Source organism: Microbacterium sp. XT11 (genome assembly GCF_001513675.1).
Classification (GTDB): Bacteria; Actinomycetota; Actinomycetes; order Actinomycetales; family Microbacteriaceae; genus Microbacterium.
Genome location: NZ_CP013859.1, coordinates 1957102 through 1974245 on the forward strand (window position 1 = coordinate 1957102; position 17144 = coordinate 1974245).

17 protein-coding genes and 1 pseudogene are annotated in these 17144 nt (G+C 68.7%); 13 read left to right on the forward strand and 5 right to left on the reverse strand.

From position 1 onward, the window contains the following. Nucleotides 1–64 precede the first annotated feature (64 nt). Nucleotides 65–178 (forward strand): annotated as a pseudogene (locus AB663_RS09050) (helix-turn-helix transcriptional regulator); the annotation flags it as partial. A gap of 112 nt (nt 179–290) precedes the next feature. Here the strand turns inward: AB663_RS09050 and AB663_RS09055 are convergent. Further along, the gene (locus AB663_RS09055; RefSeq protein WP_083511344.1) at nt 291–1043 is read right to left on the reverse strand and encodes an IclR family transcriptional regulator; all 753 of its coding nucleotides are present in this window, start codon (nt 1041–1043) and stop codon (nt 291–293) included. Between the two features lie 89 nt (nt 1044–1132). Here AB663_RS09055 and pcaH point away from each other — a divergent pair, with 89 nt between their 5' ends. The 8 genes from pcaH to AB663_RS09095 are packed head-to-tail and all read left to right on the forward strand — an operon-like array spanning nt 1133 to nt 7653. Beyond that, the gene (gene pcaH, locus AB663_RS09060) at nt 1133–1945 is read left to right on the forward strand and encodes a protocatechuate 3,4-dioxygenase subunit beta (RefSeq protein WP_067198134.1); all 813 of its coding nucleotides are present in this window, start codon (nt 1133–1135) and stop codon (nt 1943–1945) included. Next, nucleotides 1942–2499: a protocatechuate 3,4-dioxygenase subunit alpha gene (gene pcaG, locus AB663_RS09065; RefSeq protein ID WP_067198136.1), complete on the forward strand. Its 558-nt coding sequence runs from the start codon at nt 1942–1944 to the stop codon at nt 2497–2499. Before pcaH ends, pcaG begins: the two co-directional genes overlap by 4 nt. Beyond that, nucleotides 2489–3907: a lyase family protein gene (locus AB663_RS09070; protein WP_083511189.1), complete on the forward strand. Its 1419-nt coding sequence runs from the start codon at nt 2489–2491 to the stop codon at nt 3905–3907. The genes pcaG and AB663_RS09070 overlap by 11 nt, the downstream gene beginning before the upstream one ends. Then, entirely contained in the window at nt 3904–4686 is a 783-nt protein-coding gene (locus AB663_RS09075) for an alpha/beta fold hydrolase (protein WP_067198138.1), read from the forward strand. Before AB663_RS09070 ends, AB663_RS09075 begins: the two co-directional genes overlap by 4 nt. Beyond that, nucleotides 4686–5087: a 4-carboxymuconolactone decarboxylase gene (pcaC, locus tag AB663_RS09080; RefSeq protein ID WP_067198140.1), complete on the forward strand. Its 402-nt coding sequence runs from the start codon at nt 4686–4688 to the stop codon at nt 5085–5087. The genes AB663_RS09075 and pcaC overlap by 1 nt, the downstream gene beginning before the upstream one ends. Beyond that, the gene (locus tag AB663_RS09085; protein ID WP_067198142.1) at nt 5084–5839 is read left to right on the forward strand and encodes a 3-oxoacid CoA-transferase subunit A; all 756 of its coding nucleotides are present in this window, start codon (nt 5084–5086) and stop codon (nt 5837–5839) included. Before pcaC ends, AB663_RS09085 begins: the two co-directional genes overlap by 4 nt. Then, nucleotides 5836–6483: a 3-oxoacid CoA-transferase subunit B gene (locus tag AB663_RS09090; protein WP_067198144.1), complete on the forward strand. Its 648-nt coding sequence runs from the start codon at nt 5836–5838 to the stop codon at nt 6481–6483. Before AB663_RS09085 ends, AB663_RS09090 begins: the two co-directional genes overlap by 4 nt. A gap of 3 nt (nt 6484–6486) precedes the next feature. After that, complete coding sequence (locus AB663_RS09095; protein WP_067198147.1) at nt 6487–7653, forward strand: thiolase family protein; 1167 nt, start codon at nt 6487–6489, stop codon at nt 7651–7653. 70 nt (nt 7654–7723) lie between these two features. Here the strand turns inward: AB663_RS09095 and AB663_RS09100 are convergent, their stop codons facing one another. From AB663_RS09100 to AB663_RS09110, 3 genes are all read right to left on the reverse strand, one after another. Then, the gene (locus AB663_RS09100; protein ID WP_198147847.1) at nt 7724–8332 is read right to left on the reverse strand and encodes a TetR/AcrR family transcriptional regulator; all 609 of its coding nucleotides are present in this window, start codon (nt 8330–8332) and stop codon (nt 7724–7726) included. A gap of 215 nt (nt 8333–8547) precedes the next feature. Next, nucleotides 8548–10053: a GH39 family glycosyl hydrolase gene (locus AB663_RS09105; protein ID WP_198147848.1), complete on the reverse strand. Its 1506-nt coding sequence runs from the start codon at nt 10051–10053 to the stop codon at nt 8548–8550. Nucleotides 10054–10090: 37 nt separating this feature from the next. Next, a complete protein-coding gene (locus tag AB663_RS09110; RefSeq protein ID WP_067198154.1) occupies nt 10091–11254 on the reverse strand; it encodes an FAD-dependent monooxygenase in 1164 nt (387 codons plus the stop codon). A 267-nt stretch (nt 11255–11521) separates the two neighbouring features. Here AB663_RS09110 and AB663_RS09115 point away from each other — a divergent pair, with 267 nt between their 5' ends. Next, nucleotides 11522–12823, forward strand: a complete 1302-nt coding sequence (locus AB663_RS09115) for a C-glycoside deglycosidase beta subunit domain-containing protein (protein ID WP_067198156.1) — start codon at nt 11522–11524, stop codon at nt 12821–12823. Nucleotide 12824: 1 nt separating this feature from the next. Here AB663_RS09115 and AB663_RS09120 read toward each other — a convergent pair whose 3' ends face one another. Then, on the reverse strand, nt 12825–13763 hold the full coding sequence (locus AB663_RS09120) for a LysR family transcriptional regulator (RefSeq protein WP_067202503.1): 939 nt from the start codon (nt 13761–13763) through the stop codon (nt 12825–12827). A 215-nt stretch (nt 13764–13978) separates the two neighbouring features. Between AB663_RS09120 and AB663_RS09125 the strand changes: the two genes are divergently transcribed. The 3 genes from AB663_RS09125 (at nt 13979) to AB663_RS09135 (ending at nt 17143) form a co-directional block, all read left to right on the forward strand. Continuing rightward, on the forward strand, nt 13979–15268 hold the full coding sequence (locus tag AB663_RS09125) for an ABC transporter substrate-binding protein (protein ID WP_067198159.1): 1290 nt from the start codon (nt 13979–13981) through the stop codon (nt 15266–15268). Between the two features lie 62 nt (nt 15269–15330). Beyond that, nucleotides 15331–16305, forward strand: coding sequence for a carbohydrate ABC transporter permease (locus AB663_RS09130; protein ID WP_067198162.1), 975 nt, complete (start codon nt 15331–15333; stop codon nt 16303–16305). A 1-nt stretch (nt 16306) separates the two neighbouring features. Continuing rightward, complete coding sequence (locus AB663_RS09135; protein WP_067198168.1) at nt 16307–17143, forward strand: carbohydrate ABC transporter permease; 837 nt, start codon at nt 16307–16309, stop codon at nt 17141–17143. The last annotated feature ends 1 nt before the right edge of the window (nt 17144 follow it).

The following is a 17144-nucleotide window of genomic DNA, read 5'->3' on the forward strand; positions in this document are numbered from 1 at the left end:
GCAGAGGTTGTTCGGTGACGTAACCCGGTGGAGTTCCGGTTCAACGTCTAGCGTTGTTGACGCCTTCGGCACGTCCGCGGAGTTCTGGATGGACCTGCAGTCCGACTACGAGCTGCGTCTTGCGCGGCGGGCTCTGCGCGACACCGTGGCCGAGATCACGCCACTGAAGGTCGCGTGAGCGGGACTGAACACCGACTCGCTGTGTGCGGGGTTCGGGGCGCGTCTCGGCGAGATCGGCGTGGACTCCCATTGAACAGGAGTCGTGCGACGCGGCGCGCGGAGCGGAAAGCTCACGGGCGGTAGCCCAAGGCGCGCTCGATGTCCCTGGCTGCGCGGTGCACTTCGACGAGGGCGAAGTGCGTCTCGGCATCGCGGGGAAGCACGACGGAGAGTGCCGCGATGACCGTGCCGGTCTCGTCGCGTACCGGCACCGCCACGCCCGTGGAGACCGCGTCGACATACCCGGGGGCCACGACCCGGCCTCGCGCGCGGATCTCCGCGAGCGTGCGGCGCAGAGCCGACGGGTCGACGATCGTCTCCGGAGTGATCCGCGACAAGGGCCCGGCGAGGACCCGCTCCTGCAGATCGCGCGGGGCGAAGGCGAGCAGCACGAGTCCAGACGATGATGCGTGCAGGGGGAGGCGTCCGGCGACACGGGTCACGTTCGGGCCGGAGTCGGGGGCGCTCAGCCGCTCGAGGAACAATGCCTCGCCCTGTTCGAGGATCGCCAGCTGCGTGTGCTCGCGCACGCGCTGCTGCACACGCTCCATGTAGGGGAGGGCCGCCTGGCGCAGCCGCAGCGCCTGGGATGAGCGCGTCGCCAGCTCCCACAGCCGCATGCCCACCCGGACGCGGCGTTCCTCGTCGCGTTCGAGCAGGCCGACCTCCACCAGCTCATTGACGATGCGATGGACAGACGATCGCGGCAGTCTCGCGCGGCGGCCGATATCGGCCGCCGTCTGGACGGTGCGCGTCGGAGTGAAGGTCTCGAGGATGCGCACGAGACGGTCGGTCACCGAATCGCCGGAGGGGGAGTTCGCCACGGCTTCACCATACAGGAGTCCCATTCAGTGGGAATGTCGGCTTGGGTCGCGGATCGTTGTCGGAGCATGGTCTGGTCGAAGGAGACCTCATGACAGACGCCACCGCGGCAGCGCCGGAGTCGATGCTGGCCGCTCCCGACCAGTCCACGCAGGACGAGATCGTCCAGGAGATCCGCGCCCGCCACGATGAGCTCGAAAGAGCTGAACGGGCGGGGGAGCGCGTGCCGGCCACCGCACATGACTTTCCCGCGTATCGGTCGAGCCTGCTGCGGCATCCGACCAAGAACCCCAAGCTTGTCGACCCGGAGACGATAGAGCTGTTCTCGCCCGCGTTCGGACAGCGTGACGTCGCCCTCATCGAGTCCGACCTCACCCTCCAGCACGCCGGTGCTCCCCTCGGCGAGCGCATGACGGTGCAGGGGCGGCTGCTGGACTCGTGGGGGCGACCGGTGCCGAACCAGCTCATCGAGATCTGGCAGGCGAACTCCGCCGGGCGGTACATCCACCAGCGCGATCAGCATCCCGCACCGCTGGACCCGAACTTCACGGGTGCGGGGCGCGCCATCACGAACGACAAGGGCGAGTACCGCTTCACCACGATCAAGCCAGGCCCCTACCCGTGGAAGAACCACCGCAACGCCTGGCGTCCAGCCCACATCCACTTCTCGGTCTTCGGTTCGTCGTTCACGCAGCGTCTCGTGACGCAGATGTACTTTCCCGGCGACCCGCTGTTCGCGCTCGATCCGATCTACAACACCATCCCCCGGCAGAAGGACCGTGACGCGCTGATCGCCGTCTACGACCATGACCTCACATCGCCGGAGTGGTCGACGGGATACCGCTTCGACATCGTGGTCGATGGCCCCGACGCCACCTACTTCGAACGCGAGGGAGACGCATGATTCCCGCCAAGACGCACCGTGCGACTCCAGGGCAGACGGTCGGACCGTTCTTCGCCTACGGCTTGGAGTACCCGAAGCAGCACGAGGTCGCCTTTCCGTACTCGCCCGGCGCGATCATGCTCTCGGGCACGGTGTACGACGGAGCCGGGGCGCCGATCCCCGATGCGCTCGTGGAGATCTTCGGCGCGGATGCCGACGGCTCCGTCCCGCACGCGCGGGGGGCGCTGCGCCGCGACCGCCACGCGTTCACGGGGTTCGGGCGCGCCTTCACCGACGACGAGGGTCGCTACATGTTCTGGACGAGGGAGCCCGGTGCGGTCGAGGGTCGCGCGGGGTTCTTCGCCGCGATCGTGTTCGCGCGCGGGCTCCCCGACAAGCTGCACACCCGGATCTATTCGCCGTCCGACGAGCAGGCGCTCGCCGCCGACCCGCTGCTCTCCTCACTCCCCGACGCGGATCGGTCGACGCTCATCGCGACGCGCACGTCCGACGGAAACCTGTCGCACGACATCCGGCTGCAAGGCGAGAAGGAGACGGTGTTCCTTGTCTTCTGACGCCCTTCCCTTCGGCGACCTCGGCCTGCTCACGCCGGTGAGCGCCGGGCACGACCACATCGTCTCGGACGCCGCTGTGCTGAGCGCTCTCGTGCGCGCGGAGTGTGCTCTCGTCACCGCGTACGAGCAGGTCGGCGTCGCTACGCCGCACGCGCGCCGAGCGATCCACCAGGCGTTCGGGACGGGGGAGGAGAGCCCGAACCCCGCACTCGGAATCGACATCGAGCGCCTGAGCGTGGATGCCGCACACGGCGGCAACCCCGTGATCCCGCTCGTCGGAGTTCTCAAGGAGCGAGTGCCGGCCGAGCACCGGGTGTGGATCCATCGCGGTGCGACGAGCCAGGACATCCTCGACACCGCTCTCATGATGCTCGCGCGCCAGGCCATGGAACGGATCCGGTCCTCGCTGACGCTCGCCGCGAGGAGGGCCCGTCACCTCGCCGTCACCTACGCCGATGACGTCGCCGCAGCCCGCACTCTCACCCAGCACGCTGTGCCGACGACGATCGGCGCCCGAGCGGCAACCTGGGCACGGGGCATCGAGCGGGCGGTGGGACGCATCGATGCCCTCGTGTACCCGGCGCAGCTCGGCGGCGCCGGTGGCACCCTCGCCTCGTTCGTCGAGGTCACCGGATCACTGGAAGCGGCGACGGCTCTGCCGGCGGCCTTCGCGCGAGCGGTCGGTCTCGACGTGCCCGAGGCCCCCTGGCACGTGACGCGTTGGCCGATCACCGAGCTCGGCGACTCCCTGGCACAGGCTGTCGACGCGGTCGGCAAGGTGGCTGCCGATGTGGCTGTGCTCAGCCGCACCGAGATCGGTGAGCTGTCGGAAGGCGCGGGCGGAGGGTCATCGGCCATGCCGCAGAAGCAGAATCCGACGGAGGCGGTGCTCATCCGCTCGGCCGCCCTGCGCGCGCCGCAGCTGGCGGCCACGCTGCACCTGGCGTCGGCCCTCGCCGTGGACGAGCGCCCCGACGGCGCGTGGCACGCGGAGTGGCCCACGCTGCGCGACCTGCTGCGGATCGCGTTGGGGGCGGCACAGCACAGCGCGTCCGTCCTCTCGCACCTTCGGGTCGACGTCGACGCCGCTTCTCGTCATGCCCAGGCGACAGGAGGCCGGATCGTGAGCGAGCGCCTGCGCGACGTGCTCGTGCCGCTGATCGGGACCGACCGCTTCGCCGAGCTGATCGCGAGCGACGCCGACGTGGCCGAACGCCTCCGGGCGATGCCCGAGACGGCCGGACTCGACGTCGACGCGCTCGTAGACCCGCGCGGGTACCTCGGACTGGCGCCGCGCTTCGCGCGAGGCGCGGGGGCGACCGGAGCCCGAACCGCCGCCGATCGGGATGCCGAAGCGGCCGCGGACCGTCGCGGAACCGCCGGGCCGGGAGTGGAGGACGGCCGATGACACGGGCGCCTCTGATCTCCCTGACCGCTCCGGTCGGCCCGGCTGACGCGCCGCTCGTGGTGCTCGGCCCGTCATTGGGAACCTCGACGATCCTGTGGGAGGACGTCGTGCCGCTGCTCGCCGACGACTACCGCGTGGCCGCGTGGGACCTGCCCGGTCATGGCACGGGCCCGATCGTCCGTGACGCATTCACGGTCGCGGATCTGGCGGATGCGGTGGCGGCGGCGGTTCCCGATGGCGAGTTCCTGTACGCCGGGGTGTCGCTCGGCGGGGCGACGGGTCTGGAACTCGCGCTGCGACACCGCGAGCGACTGCGCGGCCTCGCCGTCCTCGCGTCCGGAGCGCACCTCGGCGACCCCGACTCCTGGTCCGACCGCGCTGCGCAGGCGCGCAAGCAGAGCACGTCGAGCCTCATCACCGCTTCGGCCCAGCGCTGGTTCGCGCCCGAGTCGATCGCCCGTCGTGCTGACGTGAGCGGACGACTGCTGCATGCGCTGCAGGAGGCGGACGACGAGGGTTACGCCCTCTGCTGCGAGGCCCTCGCCGGGTACGACGTGCGCGCCTCCCTGGCGGACATCACCGTGCCGGTGCTCGCCGCGTGGGGCGCCTTCGACGCCGTCGCCCCCGAGGGCCACGCCCTGGAGATCGCGCAGGGCGTCGCGAACGGGCGCGTCGCGCACATCGACGACGCCGGGCATCTGCCGCCCGCCGAGCAGCCCGAGGTCGTCGCGGCGCTGTTGCGCGGGTTCTTCGCATCGATCACCCGAGGAGACGCCTGATGGCCACCGACCAGGAACGCCACGAACAGGGCATGGCGGTGCGCCGTGCCGTGTTGTCGGATGCTCACGTCGACGCGTCGCTCGCGGCGACGACCGGCTTCACCGCCGACTGGCAGGACTTCATCACCCGAGTGGCCTGGGGTGACATCTGGTCGCGGCCGGGTCTCGACCGGCGTTCGCGCTCGGTGGCGGTGTTGAGCTCGCTCATCGCGCACGGTCACCACGAGGAGCTGGCGATGCACCTGCGCGCGGCGCTTCGCAACGGCTTGAGCACGGAGGAGATCCGAGAGGTCATCATGCAGGCGGCGATCTACTCCGGCGTCCCTGCGGCCAACTCCGCCTTCCGCATCGCCTCCGAGGTGTTCGCGGCGGCCGACCTCCCCGAGGAGGGCGCGTCGTGATCGACAAGACCGTGCCCGACGTCGAGGCCGCCGTCGCCGGGATCGGTGACGGCTCAACCGTCATGATCGGCGGCTTCGGTCGCGCAGGGCAACCCGTCGAGCTCATCGACGCCCTCATCGCGCAGGGCGCGCGCGACCTCACGGTCGTCAACAACAACGCCGGCAACGGCGACACCGGGCTCGCCGCGCTCCTGGCCACGGGGCGGGTGCGCAAGATCATCTGCTCGTTCCCCCGGCAGAGCGACTCATGGGTGTTCGACCGGCTCTACCGTGAGGGAAGGATCGAACTCGAGCTCGTGCCCCAGGGCAACCTCGCCGAGCGCATTCGAGCGGCAGGGGCCGGCATCGGGGCCTTCTTCACCCCTACCGGCTTCGGCACGCGCCTCGCCGAAGGCAAGGAGACGCGGCGCATCGGCGGCCGGGACTACGTGCTCGAACACCCCATCCATGCCGACGTCGCGCTGGTGAGCGCGCGCGCCGCCGACCGCTGGGGCAATCTGGTGTATCGCGAGACGGCGCGCAACCTCGGCCCCATCATGGCTGCGGCTGCCGCCACGACCGTCGTGCAGGTCGACGAGGTGGTGCCGCTCGGGTCGCTCGATCCCGAGAGCATCGTCACCCCGGGCATCTACGTCGATCGCGTCGTCGCGGTCGGTGAACGACCATGGCTGCGAGACGGCGCGTTCGTCGGCGGCGTGGACATCGAAGGCCGGCCGCTCGCCGCGCACGCACCGGAAGGAGGTTCGAGATGACCACTCGCATCACACGGGCGGCACTCGCCGCGCGTGTCGCATCCGACATCCCCGACGGCGCTGTGGTGAACCTCGGAATCGGAGCGCCGACGTTGATCGCCGACTTCCTGCCGGAGGGTCGCGAGATCGTGCTGCACACCGAGAACGGGATGCTCGGCATGGGACCGGCGCCCGAGCGCGGCATGGTGGATCCCGACCTCATCAATGCGGGGAAGCAGCCGGTCACCGCGCTCGCCGGTGCCGCGTACTTCCACCACGCGGACTCGTTCGGGATGATGCGCGGCGGGCACCTCGACGTGTGCGTGCTGGGTGCGTTCCAGGTGTCGGCGAGGGGGGACCTCGCGAACTGGTCGACCGGTGCGTCCTCCGCGATCCCCGCGGTCGGCGGTGCGATGGACCTCGCCATCGGCGCGAAACAGGTCTACGTCATGACCGACCTGCTGACGAAGGACGGCGAGCCCAAGCTCGTGGAGGCCTGCAGCTATCCGCTCACCGGTGTCGGCTGCGTCTCGCGCGTCTACACCGACCATGGGGTCTTCGACGTCACGCCCGACGGCTTCCGCGTGCGGGAGCTTTTCGGGGACAACACCCACGGCGAGATCGAGGCGCTGCTCGGTCTCGCCCTGCGTGAACAGGAGGCCTGAGCGATGCCCGCTTCGTTCGTGTACGACGCCGTCCGAACGCCCTTCGCGCGGCACGGCAAAGCCTTCGCCGACGTGCGGCCGGACGACCTCGCGGCCACGGTGATGGCATCCATCGTCGGGCGCGTCGGCATCGACCCCGCTCGCATCGACGACGTGATGTTCGGCGACGCGAACCAGGCGGGGGAGGACAACCGCAACGTCGCACGATTCGGCGCACTCCTCGCGGGCTTTCCGGCGTCGGTGCCCGGGACGACCATCAACCGCCTGTGCGGATCGTCGATGGATGCGGTCATACAGGGGTCGCGGGCGATCGAGGCGGGCGACGCCGATGTGATCCTGGCTGGCGGCGTGGAATCGATGACACGAGCGCCGTTCGTGGTGGAGAAGAGCCCGCGTCCCTTTCCCGCCGCGAACCAGACGATGTGGAACACCGCGATCGGGTGGCGCATGACGAACCCGCGGCTGCGGAAGGACTGGACGATCTCGAACGGGGAGAGCGCCGAGAAGCTCGCCGAGCTCTTCGGCATCTCGCGGGAGCAGCAGGACGCCTTCGCCGCCCGCAGTCACCGCCTCGCCGCGGCGGCCTGGGCCGAGGGACGCTTCGACGACGAGATCGTGCAGGTCGACGACCACCCTCTCGCGCGGGATGAGGGGATCCGCGACGAGTCGACAGTCGAGGTGCTGTCGGGCTTGCGCCCCGCGTTTCGAGCAGACGGCGTGGTCACCGCGGGCAACTCGTCGCCGATCAGCGACGGTGCCTCAGCGGTGCTTTTGGGGGCGGAAGGCGCCCTCGAGAGCGAGCCGCTGGCGAGGGTCGCGGGTCGCGCAGTGTTCGGCAATCCGCCCGACGTGTTCGGCATCGCGCCAGTGGAGGCGGCGAACCGCGCCCTTGCGCGGGCCGGCCGGACCTGGGATGACGTCTCCTTCGTCGAGCTGAACGAGGCGTTCGCCTCGCAGACCCTGGCGTGCGCCAAGCTGTGGACCGAGCTCGACCCCGCTCTCCTCAATCAGCACGGTGGAGCGATCGCGATCGGGCACCCCCTCGGCGCCTCGGGCGGCCGTATCATCGCGCGCGCTGCGCACGAGCTGAAGCGCCGCGGTCACGGGGTCGCGCTCGCCGCGATCTGCATCGGGGTGGGCCAGGGTCTGGCCGTGGTGCTCGAACGCTGAGCGGTGCTCGTGCCGTGAGGCGACGCCTGCGCCGTCGTGAACGGTCGGACCGCCGGTGCATCATGAACGCTCAGGACGATGCGCGGCCCGCGTCGTGCACCGTCTGCTGACGACCCTCCGCCGCGAGCACCAGAGACACCGTGTCGGCGAGGCGATCGAGGAGTTCACGCCAGTCGTAGTCGTCGTCGGGGCTCGCCGTCGAGGTCACGCCGAGGCCGAGATATCGGACGCTCAGGCTGTAGAAGATCTCGAACGCCCACCGTGCGTTCTCTCTCGGCAGTTCGATGTGGTGGACGGCCGCGGCCTCGAGCAGAGCGCGGATGAACACGGCCTGCCCCGCATCACCGGATCGTCGCCCGCGCTCGAGGATCGTGTCGTCGTCGACGCCCAGGAGAAAGAACGGCGACAACAGGTCGCGGTTCTCCCGCAGGATCTCGGCGTAGGCGACGACGATCCGCGTCGTCGCCTCCGCGAAGCTCCCGGCTCCCGCCGCGGCGCCGCTGACGCGGTCTTCTGTCAGACGGTCGAGACGATCGAACTCCTCGCTCTGGACCGCCCTCAGCAGTTCCGCCTTGCCGGCGACCCTGCCGTAGATCGAGCCGATGGAGACCTCCGCCCTCGCGCTCACTTCGGCCAGGGAGAACTGGCCGCTCCCGCGCTCGTGGAGGAGCTGAAGCACGGCCGCGCAAACCTTCGCGAAAGAGTCCCGGCTGCGCTGCTGTTTGGGCTCCGAGAAGCCGCGGACGGAGGGTGCTGCGGCCATCGCCTCTCCCGTTCCGAGTCCGGCGGTTCGATCCGGCGAGCGCCTCGACGGACGAAGCAGGCCAGGACTCCTGAATGTCGCTTACCAGTGAAAGATATCCCGTCAGGACGACAGTGCTCGGCCTCCTGCGATCACCCCGCGGCGGTCGAGCCCGCCTGGGGTGCCGCCGCGACGTCGACGAGCAGAACGGACTGCGGCGGCAGCGCGAGGTCGAGTTCAAGGCCGCCGGCATCGGATGTCCGCGCGTCGCGGGGCCCCTCGGCGAGCCCCGCCGCAGAGGCGACGGTGACCTGCACAGCGCGGTCGGTCCACGGCAGATTTCGCACCTCCACGTGGACCGACTCCACACCCGCCGACGCCAGTTCGCTGCGCTGAGGCGGCAGGGTGAGCCCCAGCTCGATCTGCTCGTCGCCGATCGGGATGCGGAATGTGAAACGGTCGTCCTCGCGTGTCGCGAGCGCGCTGTCGGGGGCGACGTAGTTGGCGATCAGCACGCGCACGTGACCCTCGTCGCTGCTCGCCGCGCAGGCGAGTCCCGACAGGTCGCCGCCGGTGACGCCGAGACGCCGACCGCGGAGCGCGCGTCCGGCCAGCGCGAGCGCTCGCGAGCGCTCATCGGGCACCCCGTTCACATCACCGACACCTCCGGGGTCGACGAACCCGTAATGAGGGTCGCGACCGGAATCGGCACGGAAGAAGAACGCATGATCGATGACGGTGTCCTGCAGGTAGATCGCGGTGGCGGCCTGGAACGCGGCCTTCTCCTCGGCCGGCGCCGACGCGCTGGGCACTGCGAGGTAGTTCCAGTAGCAGAGTGTGAGCTCCGTGTCGGTGAACCCGTGGCGGTCGAGCAGCTCGCGAAGCTGCTCCGACACGTACCGGTAGTCGAGAGGATCGCGGCTGCCGTCGGTGAACCAGAGGAACGAGAAGAAGTCGAGCGGCAGGCCTCGCTCGCGCACGAACTCGAGGAAGCCCTCCCGGTACGGTGCGCCGGTCTCGAGGGGGAAGGCGGTGGCCGGCCCGCCGACGGTCAGCGAGGGGTCGACGCGGTGAACCGCCTCGCAGAACGCCTGGTACATGGCATAGAACTCCTCGGGCCGCCCCGCGAAGTGCAGCGGCCCGAGATCCGGCTGGTCGCCGAACTCGTAGACGCGGATGGGCTTCGCGGGCCCACCCGCCCACCCCTGCGAGTAGTGGCGCACGATGCGCTCGACGACCCGGCCGTAGAGCTCGACATCCTCCGCGGGGAGCTTGTTCCGGGGAATGGAGCTGGCGACGGTGAACATGACCTCGGCACCGATGGAGTGCACCGCCTCCACCCATTGATCGGTCGCCGCGAAGTTGTAGCTCGCGGGATCGTCGACGTCGGCGCCCCAGTCGGGGAACAAGCTCGTCGGGTTGTCGCGCGTGTCCAGGCGCGAGACCCAGTCGAACGACCGCACGATCGTCACCCCGGCTTCGCGCCACAGCGGGGTCATGTCCGGGAACTCCGGGTAGGCGTCCACGGGGCCCGGTACGCCGCCCACACCGTTCAAGGGCCGGAACGCGGCCTGATCGCCGGCGTCGATGATGAGCGTCCGGGTGGGGGAGTCGCTCGGGGGAGCGACGGTGCGGGGCGAGTCATCCGTGTTCGGCACGAGCATCTCCTCGGTGATGAAGGGTGGTTCCGGCGGCTCAGTACGGCATCCGCAGGAGGCGGTTGGCGTACTCGTTCGCGATCGGCTCGTCGCGGCGGAGGTATTCGATGCGCGCGCGGTAGGTCTCCTCCGTCACGGAGTCGAACTCCTCGAGCATCGACTCGATCGAGCGGTCGTGGACCGCGCGCACGCGTGGCAGGCGGCGCTTCATGAAGTTCAGCTGCGCGTCGATGAGCGGCTGATCCTCGGCCAGCTCCTGGGCGAACACGACACCGTCCTCGATGCTCATCGCCGCGCCCGATCCGAGGTACGGCGTCATGGCGTGCGCGGCGTCGCCCATGATCATCACGCGCCCGCGGAACCAGGGGTACGGCACCCACACGGTGGAGTACGGCGTGTACGCGACGTTCTCGGACGAGCGGACGTCTTCCAGCGCGTCGGCCAGGAACTCGGATCCGCGAGTGAGCGCGACCGCTCGATCGTGCATGATCTCAGCCATCTTGGTCGGGTCGTATCGCGGGCGATCCTCCTCGGCCACGGTGAGCACCATGTACATCGTGTCCTCCGACAGCGGCGTGAGCATGATCTTGCCGCCATAGCCCTGGCAGATGATCGGCTGCATGATCTTGCGCCGGTTCGGCAGCGCTGCGCGCCACGCCACGCCGCCGACCGGCCGCGGAGCGTACTTCTCGCCGAAGAACTCGTGGCGGATCTGCGAGTTGATGCCGTCGAAACCGATGACCAGGTCGTACTCCGCGCTCTCGCCGCTGCTGAACGTCACCGACACGGTGTCGTCGTCCTGCGTCATCCGGGTGACGGTCGTGCCCATGCGAATGGTGCACCCACGGTCGCGGGCGTGCTTCGCGGCCAGTTCGAGGAAGGCCACCCGCGCCATCGTCACGCAGCCGGGAAGGCCCTCGTCCTGCGAGCCGTAACTCATGTTGCTGAGGAAGTCGCCGTTGGCGTCGTAGTTGTCGATCCCCGGCGCCGGATGCCCCATCGCCAGAGCGTCGTCGAGCATGCCGATGTCGCGCAGCGCGCGCAGGCCGTTGATGCGCAGGCCGAAGCCGACACCAGCGACGCTGTTGTCGGGCTTGATGTCGATGACGTCGACGTGGGCGCCGATCCGGGCGAGCGCCGTGGCGGTGCTCAAGCCTCCGATCCCGGCGCCGACGATCAGGATGCGTGACGGCTGCGTCATGGTGGCCTCTTCTCTGAGACGGACATCCGGATGGGCACCGGAGATGTCTGAGGTTAGGAATCAGAACTTTGATTCGGATTTGCACACTACTCATCAGCGCGCTCGCATGCAAGAGCCTCATTCGGCTCCACCGCCGCGAGCTCCCGAGCGCGCCTGGGAGGGCCCGTGCCGGCCTTCGGTCCGGTTATGCGCTGCATCACCAACACATATGTCTGAATAAGGCAGAAGTCGGGTAGGGTCGGGGCAACGAGCAGAGAGTGAGCGACGATGTTCCTCGAGAGAGACCTCATCCAGTCCGTCGGATTCCGCAACGTCCGTGAAGGGGGAGAGATCACCGGCTTCCAGTTCCGCGTGCGAATGCCCTCGTACCGCGGCATGGCCGCATCGCTGATCGACGGGATCGGAGTGAGCATCCCCGGAGTGGTCGACGTCGCACCCGATGTCCCGCTGTGGACGCTGCAGGGCAAGCAGTACACCCTCGCACAGCTCTGGGAGAGCGACGGGGTGCGCTGGCCGCTCGAGGATGCCGCGGTCATCACCGTGCCGCTGCCCGGCGGCCTCCCCGACGGGGTGCACGAGCTGTCGATCGAACTGCGCCTGCGCATGTCGTACATCCCCCAGGAGCACCAGCCCAGCACCTACCGCGCCACGAAGCACGTGACGCTCGCGCCCGAGGCATCCGGCGCTCCCTTCCGCTACGGTGTCTCGCTCTACAGCTACATGGGCGACTACGGAACCGTCATGGACCTCGAGACCGCGCTCGCCTCGATCGCCGACCTCGGGGCGACCGGTGTCGAGATCCTCGGCGAGGGTCACGTGCCGAACTATCCCGACCCGCCCGAGGAGTGGGTGAGGCAGTGGTTCGCGTTGCTGGAGAAGTACGGGCTCGAGCCGACGAACTACGGGTCGTGGATCGACACGCGCCTGCACTCCAGCGGGCCGGCCGGGCGTGACATGACGGTCGAGGAAGGCGTCGCAGCGCTGCAGCGTGATCTGCGGCTGGCCAAGCGTCTCGGCTTCCGCTTCGTCCGTCCGAAGATCGGCGTCGTCTCCAGCGACCTCATCCCGCACCCGATCTGGACCGAGGTCGTCGAGGCCTCGCTCCCGCTCGCCGAGGAGCTCGACGTCGTCATCTGTCCCGAGATCCACTCGCCGACCCCCATCAAGCACGAGGTCGTCGACGACTACATCGCCCTCATCCGTCGCACGGGCACGAAGCACTTCGGCCTGCTGCTCGACACGGGCATATTCCAGGATCGTCCGATCCCGCTCAAGCCCGGCGAACTGCCCGGTCAGCGTCCGGCGTTCCTCGACGGCATCCACGTCGACCCCGCCGACGTGTTCGACGTGATCGAGCACGTGGTCTTCATCCAGGCGAAGTTCCATGACATCGACGAGGATCTCGAGGACAAGCAGATCCCCTGGGAGCCCGTGCTGAGGGCGCTGAAGGAGGCCGGGTACACCGGATACCTCTCGAGCGAGTATGAGGGCGAGCGGGTGCCCTGGCGCTCGATCGAGCAGGTGCGACGGCAGCACTCGCTGATCCGCCAGATCGCGGACCGGATCTGACCTACGCCGAGGTCTGGCCGGTCGCGATCCGCCGGCCGGCCTCGGCGAAGAGCCCGCGCATCCACTCGTGCTCCGGGTCGCGGGTGTGCGACGGATGCCACCACAGCGCGCTGACCAGCGGCGACGCGGCGAAGGGGAGGGGCACGACCCGCAGCCCCCCGATGCGCAGCATGTGGGGTGCGAGCGCGGACTGGACGAGTCCGACCCTGCGCGTGCCGCTGACGAAGTGACCGACGGAGAGGAAGCTCTCGAGCACCACCTCGATATGGGGCTCCACGCCGAGTTGCTGGATCTGCCGAGCGGCCGAGGTGAAGGCGGAGCGTGACTGGAAGGTGAGCACCCAGGGCAGATCCGCGAGGTTCTGCATCGAGAGGCTCTCGCCGACCTCGTCGTTGTCGTCCGCGACCACGGCGAGCCAGTCGTCCTGCCAGAGATCGATGTGGGGCAGTTCGGACACGGGGCCGTGCGGGATGACCATGCCGTCGGAGGAGCGCAGGCGAGTGGCCGCGTCCTCCACGATCACCGGATTGTGGAACATGAAGCGGAATCGCACGCCGGGGGCGCGTTCGGCCGCGAGCTGCGAGACCAGCGTGCCGACGGTGACGAACCCGTAGTCGGACCCGTAGATCGAGAACTCCCGGGTCGATTCGGCGGGTGACCATGATGCCTGGCTCTCGAAGACTCGCCGGGCGCCCTCGAGCGCCGTGCTGGTGTGCTCGATCAGGCGCACGGCGAACGGCGTGAGCTCATAGGTGTTCCCGCGGCGCGCCAGGATCTGGTCGTCGAAGTGCGTCCGCAGGCGCGCGAGCGATGCGCTGAGTGCGGGCTGGCTCAGGTGCAGACGCTCGGCAGCGCGGGTGACGCTCCGCTCGGTCAGGAGGGCGTCGAGCGCGACGAGGAGATTGAGATCGAGGCGCGACAGTGCCGCATGATCGGTCACCACTTCGTGATCCTCCGCTCGGGAAAGCTGTGGTGAGAGTGTATCAACGCTGTCTATGCCGTGCCTAGAGCGCATCTCTGAGAGCGATGTCGCGGGTCTTATGTGCATCATCGCAAAGACTTATGTGCTTTTTCGGCGCATCCCCCGGATACTGAGACACACAGCACAGGCGCACCCGCCGACGGGTCGCCGACAACGTCGTCAGAAAGGCTGCCATGACTCAGCACCGCCGCATCCCGCGGATCGCAGGTCTTCTCGCTCTTCCCACCACCGCCGTACTCGTCCTCGCCGGCTGCTCGGCCTCCGGTTCCGGCGGTGCTGACGGTGACACCGACACCTTCACCTTCACGTACGCCACGTCGAACAATCTCGAGAGCCCCTACGAGACGCTCGCGAAGGAGTACATGGAGCAGCACGAGGGCGTCACCATCACGACGAACCCGACCCCCAACGACAAGTACGGTGAGACGATCCGCACGCAGCTGCAGGCGGGCAACGCATCCGACGTCATCCAGACGACCCCCGGCTCCGGCGATGCCCGCAGCCTCATCCCGCTGGCCGAGGCGGGCTTCCTCGAGCCCCTCGGCGACACCGCCTCGAAGCTCATCATCCCGGGCAGCGAGAGCATCTACACGGTCGACGGCAAGGTGTACGGCCAGCCGCTCGACTTCACCATCGGCGCCGTGGTGGCCAGCCTCGGCACGCTCACGTCCAAGGGGCTCGATGAGTTCCCCCGCAGCATGAGCGAGCTCGACAGCGCGTGCACCGCCCTGCAGGATCAGGGCGCTTCGCTGTTCGCGCTCGCCGGCGCCGCCGGCCCGAACATCGGCATGACCCTGCAGGCCATCTCCGCCACCCGGGTGTACGCGGAGACGCCCGACTGGAACGAGCAGCGCGCCGAGGGCAAGGTGACCTTCGCCGACAGCCAGGGCTGGAAGGACACCATGCAGACCTTCGTCGAGCTGAAGGACGCCGGATGCTTCCAGCCCGGTGCCGAAGGTGGCGGCTTCGACGCGATCACCAACGGTCTGGCGCAGGGCACCTCGGTCGGCAGCTTCATCCCGTCGGGCGCCGCCGTCGAGATCGCCCACGCCGCCCCGGCCGAGGCGAACTTCGCCGTCGAGCCGTTCCCGGCGGCCGAGGGTGGCGAAGAGATGATCCTGGGATCGTCCAACTACACCCTGTCGATCAACGCGAAGGCGAAGAACAAGGAGGGCGCGCAGGACTTCCTCGAGTGGATGGCGGAGCCCGAGCAGCAGCAGCGCTACTACGAGCTCTCCGGCGAGCTGCCGGTCTCCGAGTTCGATTCGCTCGACCTGTCGGGCACCATCTACGAGCCGATCGCCGACCTGCTCAAGGAGAAGAAGTACACGCCACTCCCGAACAACATCTGGCCCAACCCCTCGGTCTACGAGGCGCTGCAGGTCGGAGGCCAGGGGCTGCTGACCGGCCAGACCAGCATCGATCAGGTGCTGCAGAGCATGGACGCAGCCTGGGACAAGTGAGTGTCTCCGTCGCCCGGGCCTCGGCTCGGGCGACGGAGCCTTTCGAGGATGACGAGGATCTGATGAGCACCATCTTCCGAGCCGGCGAAGCCGCCGCCACCGAGACCGAGCGCGTGGTCCTGCCTCGGCGTGGAGGACGTCTGCGCGCGGCACCCCGCCCGCGCCGCAGCGGACTGCTGAAGTTCGGCTACTGGTGGTGGGCGCTGCCCGGGATCCTCTTCGTCATCGGCATCCACTACGTCGCCACCAGCGTCGGCGGATTCTTCGCCTTCACCAACTGGACCGGCATCGGGGCGTTCGAGCTCGTGGGGCTCGACAACTTCGTGCGCATCTTCCAGGACCCCACGAAGCTGGGAGCGCTCTGGAACACCCTCTTCCTCGCATTCGGCTCCGTCCTCTTCAGCAACGTCCTCGGGTTGGCGTTCGCGCTCGGGCTCAACCGGGGTCTGAAGACGCGCTACGTGCTGCGCACGCTCTTCTTCATGCCTGTGGTGCTGAGCCCTCTGGCCACGTCGTACATCTGGAAGTTCATCTTCGACTACGGCGGTCCGCTCAACCTCTTCCTGCGGTCTGTCGGCCTCGACTCCGTCGCCCGAGCGTGGATCGCCGATCCGACGTGGGCGATCTGGACGATCCTCGTCGTCCTGGTCTGGCAGAACATCGGCTTCGCGATGGTCATCTACATGGCGGGACTCGCGGCCGTGCCGGTGGAGATCGAGGAGGCCGCCGCGCTCGACGGAGCCAACCTCTGGCAGCGCTTCCGGCACGTGATCCTCCCGTCCATCCGTCCCGCCGTCGCGATCGCGACGACTCTCGGACTCGTCAACGGGCTGCGCGTGTTCGACCAGATCATGGCCCTCACCGGCGGCGGCCCGGCCGCCGCGACCGAGACCCTCGCGACGCAGGTCTACAAGCAGTCCTTCGCCCTGGGCAACTTCGGCTACGGCGCCGCGCTCGCGCTTCTGCTGACCCTCATCATCCTGGTCTTCGCCATCGTGCAGCAGCGCGTGACGAACGGCCGATCCGAGGAGAACTGACATGTTCCGCTACACGAAGCTCACGGCTCTGCGAGAGTTCGGATTCTGGCTCATCGGGCTCGTCTTCCTGCTGCCGTTCTACTTCCTCATCACCACGGCCCTGAAGAGCGACCGGGAGGTGATCACGTCATCGACGCTGGCACCGCCCGCCGCCCCCGACTTCAGCAATTTCGTCAAGGTGCTCACCGCGACAGGCAACTCCAACGTGGTGATGGGGCTGCTCAACAGCGTGATCATCACGGCAGGGAGCATCGCGCTGATGGTGCTGCTGGGCTCGCTCACCGGCTACGTGATCGCTCGCAGCACCCGCCGCTGGAGCCGCGTCGTGTACTACCTCTTCCTGATCGCCATCGTCCTGCCCACGCAGCTGGGTACGGTTCCGCTCTACGTCGGCGCTCGCTCGCTCGGCCTGACCGGGTCGGTCTGGGGCATGATCATCCTCTACACGGGGATGCTCCTGCCGCTCGCGATCTTCCTGTACGCCGGGTTCTTCCGCGGTCTCGGCACCGAGTACGAAGAAGCCGCCACGATCGACGGGGCCTCGCGCACGCAGATCTTCTTCCGCGTCGTGCTCCCCCTGATGTCTCCGGCGACGGGCACCGTCGCCATCCTGGCGGGGCTCATCGTCTGGAACGACTTCTTCACCTCTCTGATCTTCCTCGGGGGATCCGCCCAGCAGACGCTGCCGGTCGCCATGTACTACTACATCGGCTCCCTCGTCTCGGCGTGGAACCAGATCTTCGCGATCGTCATCGTGTCGATGATCCCGATCCTCGCCTTCTACCTCTTCGCGCAGAAGCGCTTCATCCAGGGCTTCGCCGGCGGCCTCAAGGGCTGAG

Excerpts from the sequence above, each read along its gene's own strand:
- AB663_RS09110 (WP_067198154.1), bottom strand. The coding sequence starts at position 11,254 with ATGACGCAGCCGTCACGCATCCTGATCGTCGGCGCCGGGATCGGAGGC.
- pcaG (WP_067198136.1), top strand. The coding sequence starts at position 1,942 with ATGATTCCCGCCAAGACGCACCGTGCGACTCCAGGGCAGACGGTCGGA.
- AB663_RS09115 (WP_067198156.1), top strand. The coding sequence starts at position 11,522 with ATGTTCCTCGAGAGAGACCTCATCCAGTCCGTCGGATTCCGCAACGTC.
- AB663_RS09090 (WP_067198144.1), top strand. The coding sequence starts at position 5,836 with ATGACCACTCGCATCACACGGGCGGCACTCGCCGCGCGTGTCGCATCC.
- AB663_RS09135 (WP_067198168.1), top strand. The coding sequence starts at position 16,307 with ATGTTCCGCTACACGAAGCTCACGGCTCTGCGAGAGTTCGGATTCTGG.
- pcaC (WP_067198140.1), top strand. The coding sequence starts at position 4,686 with ATGGCCACCGACCAGGAACGCCACGAACAGGGCATGGCGGTGCGCCGT.
- AB663_RS09125 (WP_067198159.1), top strand. The coding sequence starts at position 13,979 with ATGACTCAGCACCGCCGCATCCCGCGGATCGCAGGTCTTCTCGCTCTT.
- pcaH (WP_067198134.1), top strand. The coding sequence starts at position 1,133 with ATGACAGACGCCACCGCGGCAGCGCCGGAGTCGATGCTGGCCGCTCCC.
- AB663_RS09095 (WP_067198147.1), top strand. The coding sequence starts at position 6,487 with ATGCCCGCTTCGTTCGTGTACGACGCCGTCCGAACGCCCTTCGCGCGG.
- AB663_RS09075 (WP_067198138.1), top strand. The coding sequence starts at position 3,904 with ATGACACGGGCGCCTCTGATCTCCCTGACCGCTCCGGTCGGCCCGGCT.
- AB663_RS09130 (WP_067198162.1), top strand. The coding sequence starts at position 15,331 with ATGAGCACCATCTTCCGAGCCGGCGAAGCCGCCGCCACCGAGACCGAG.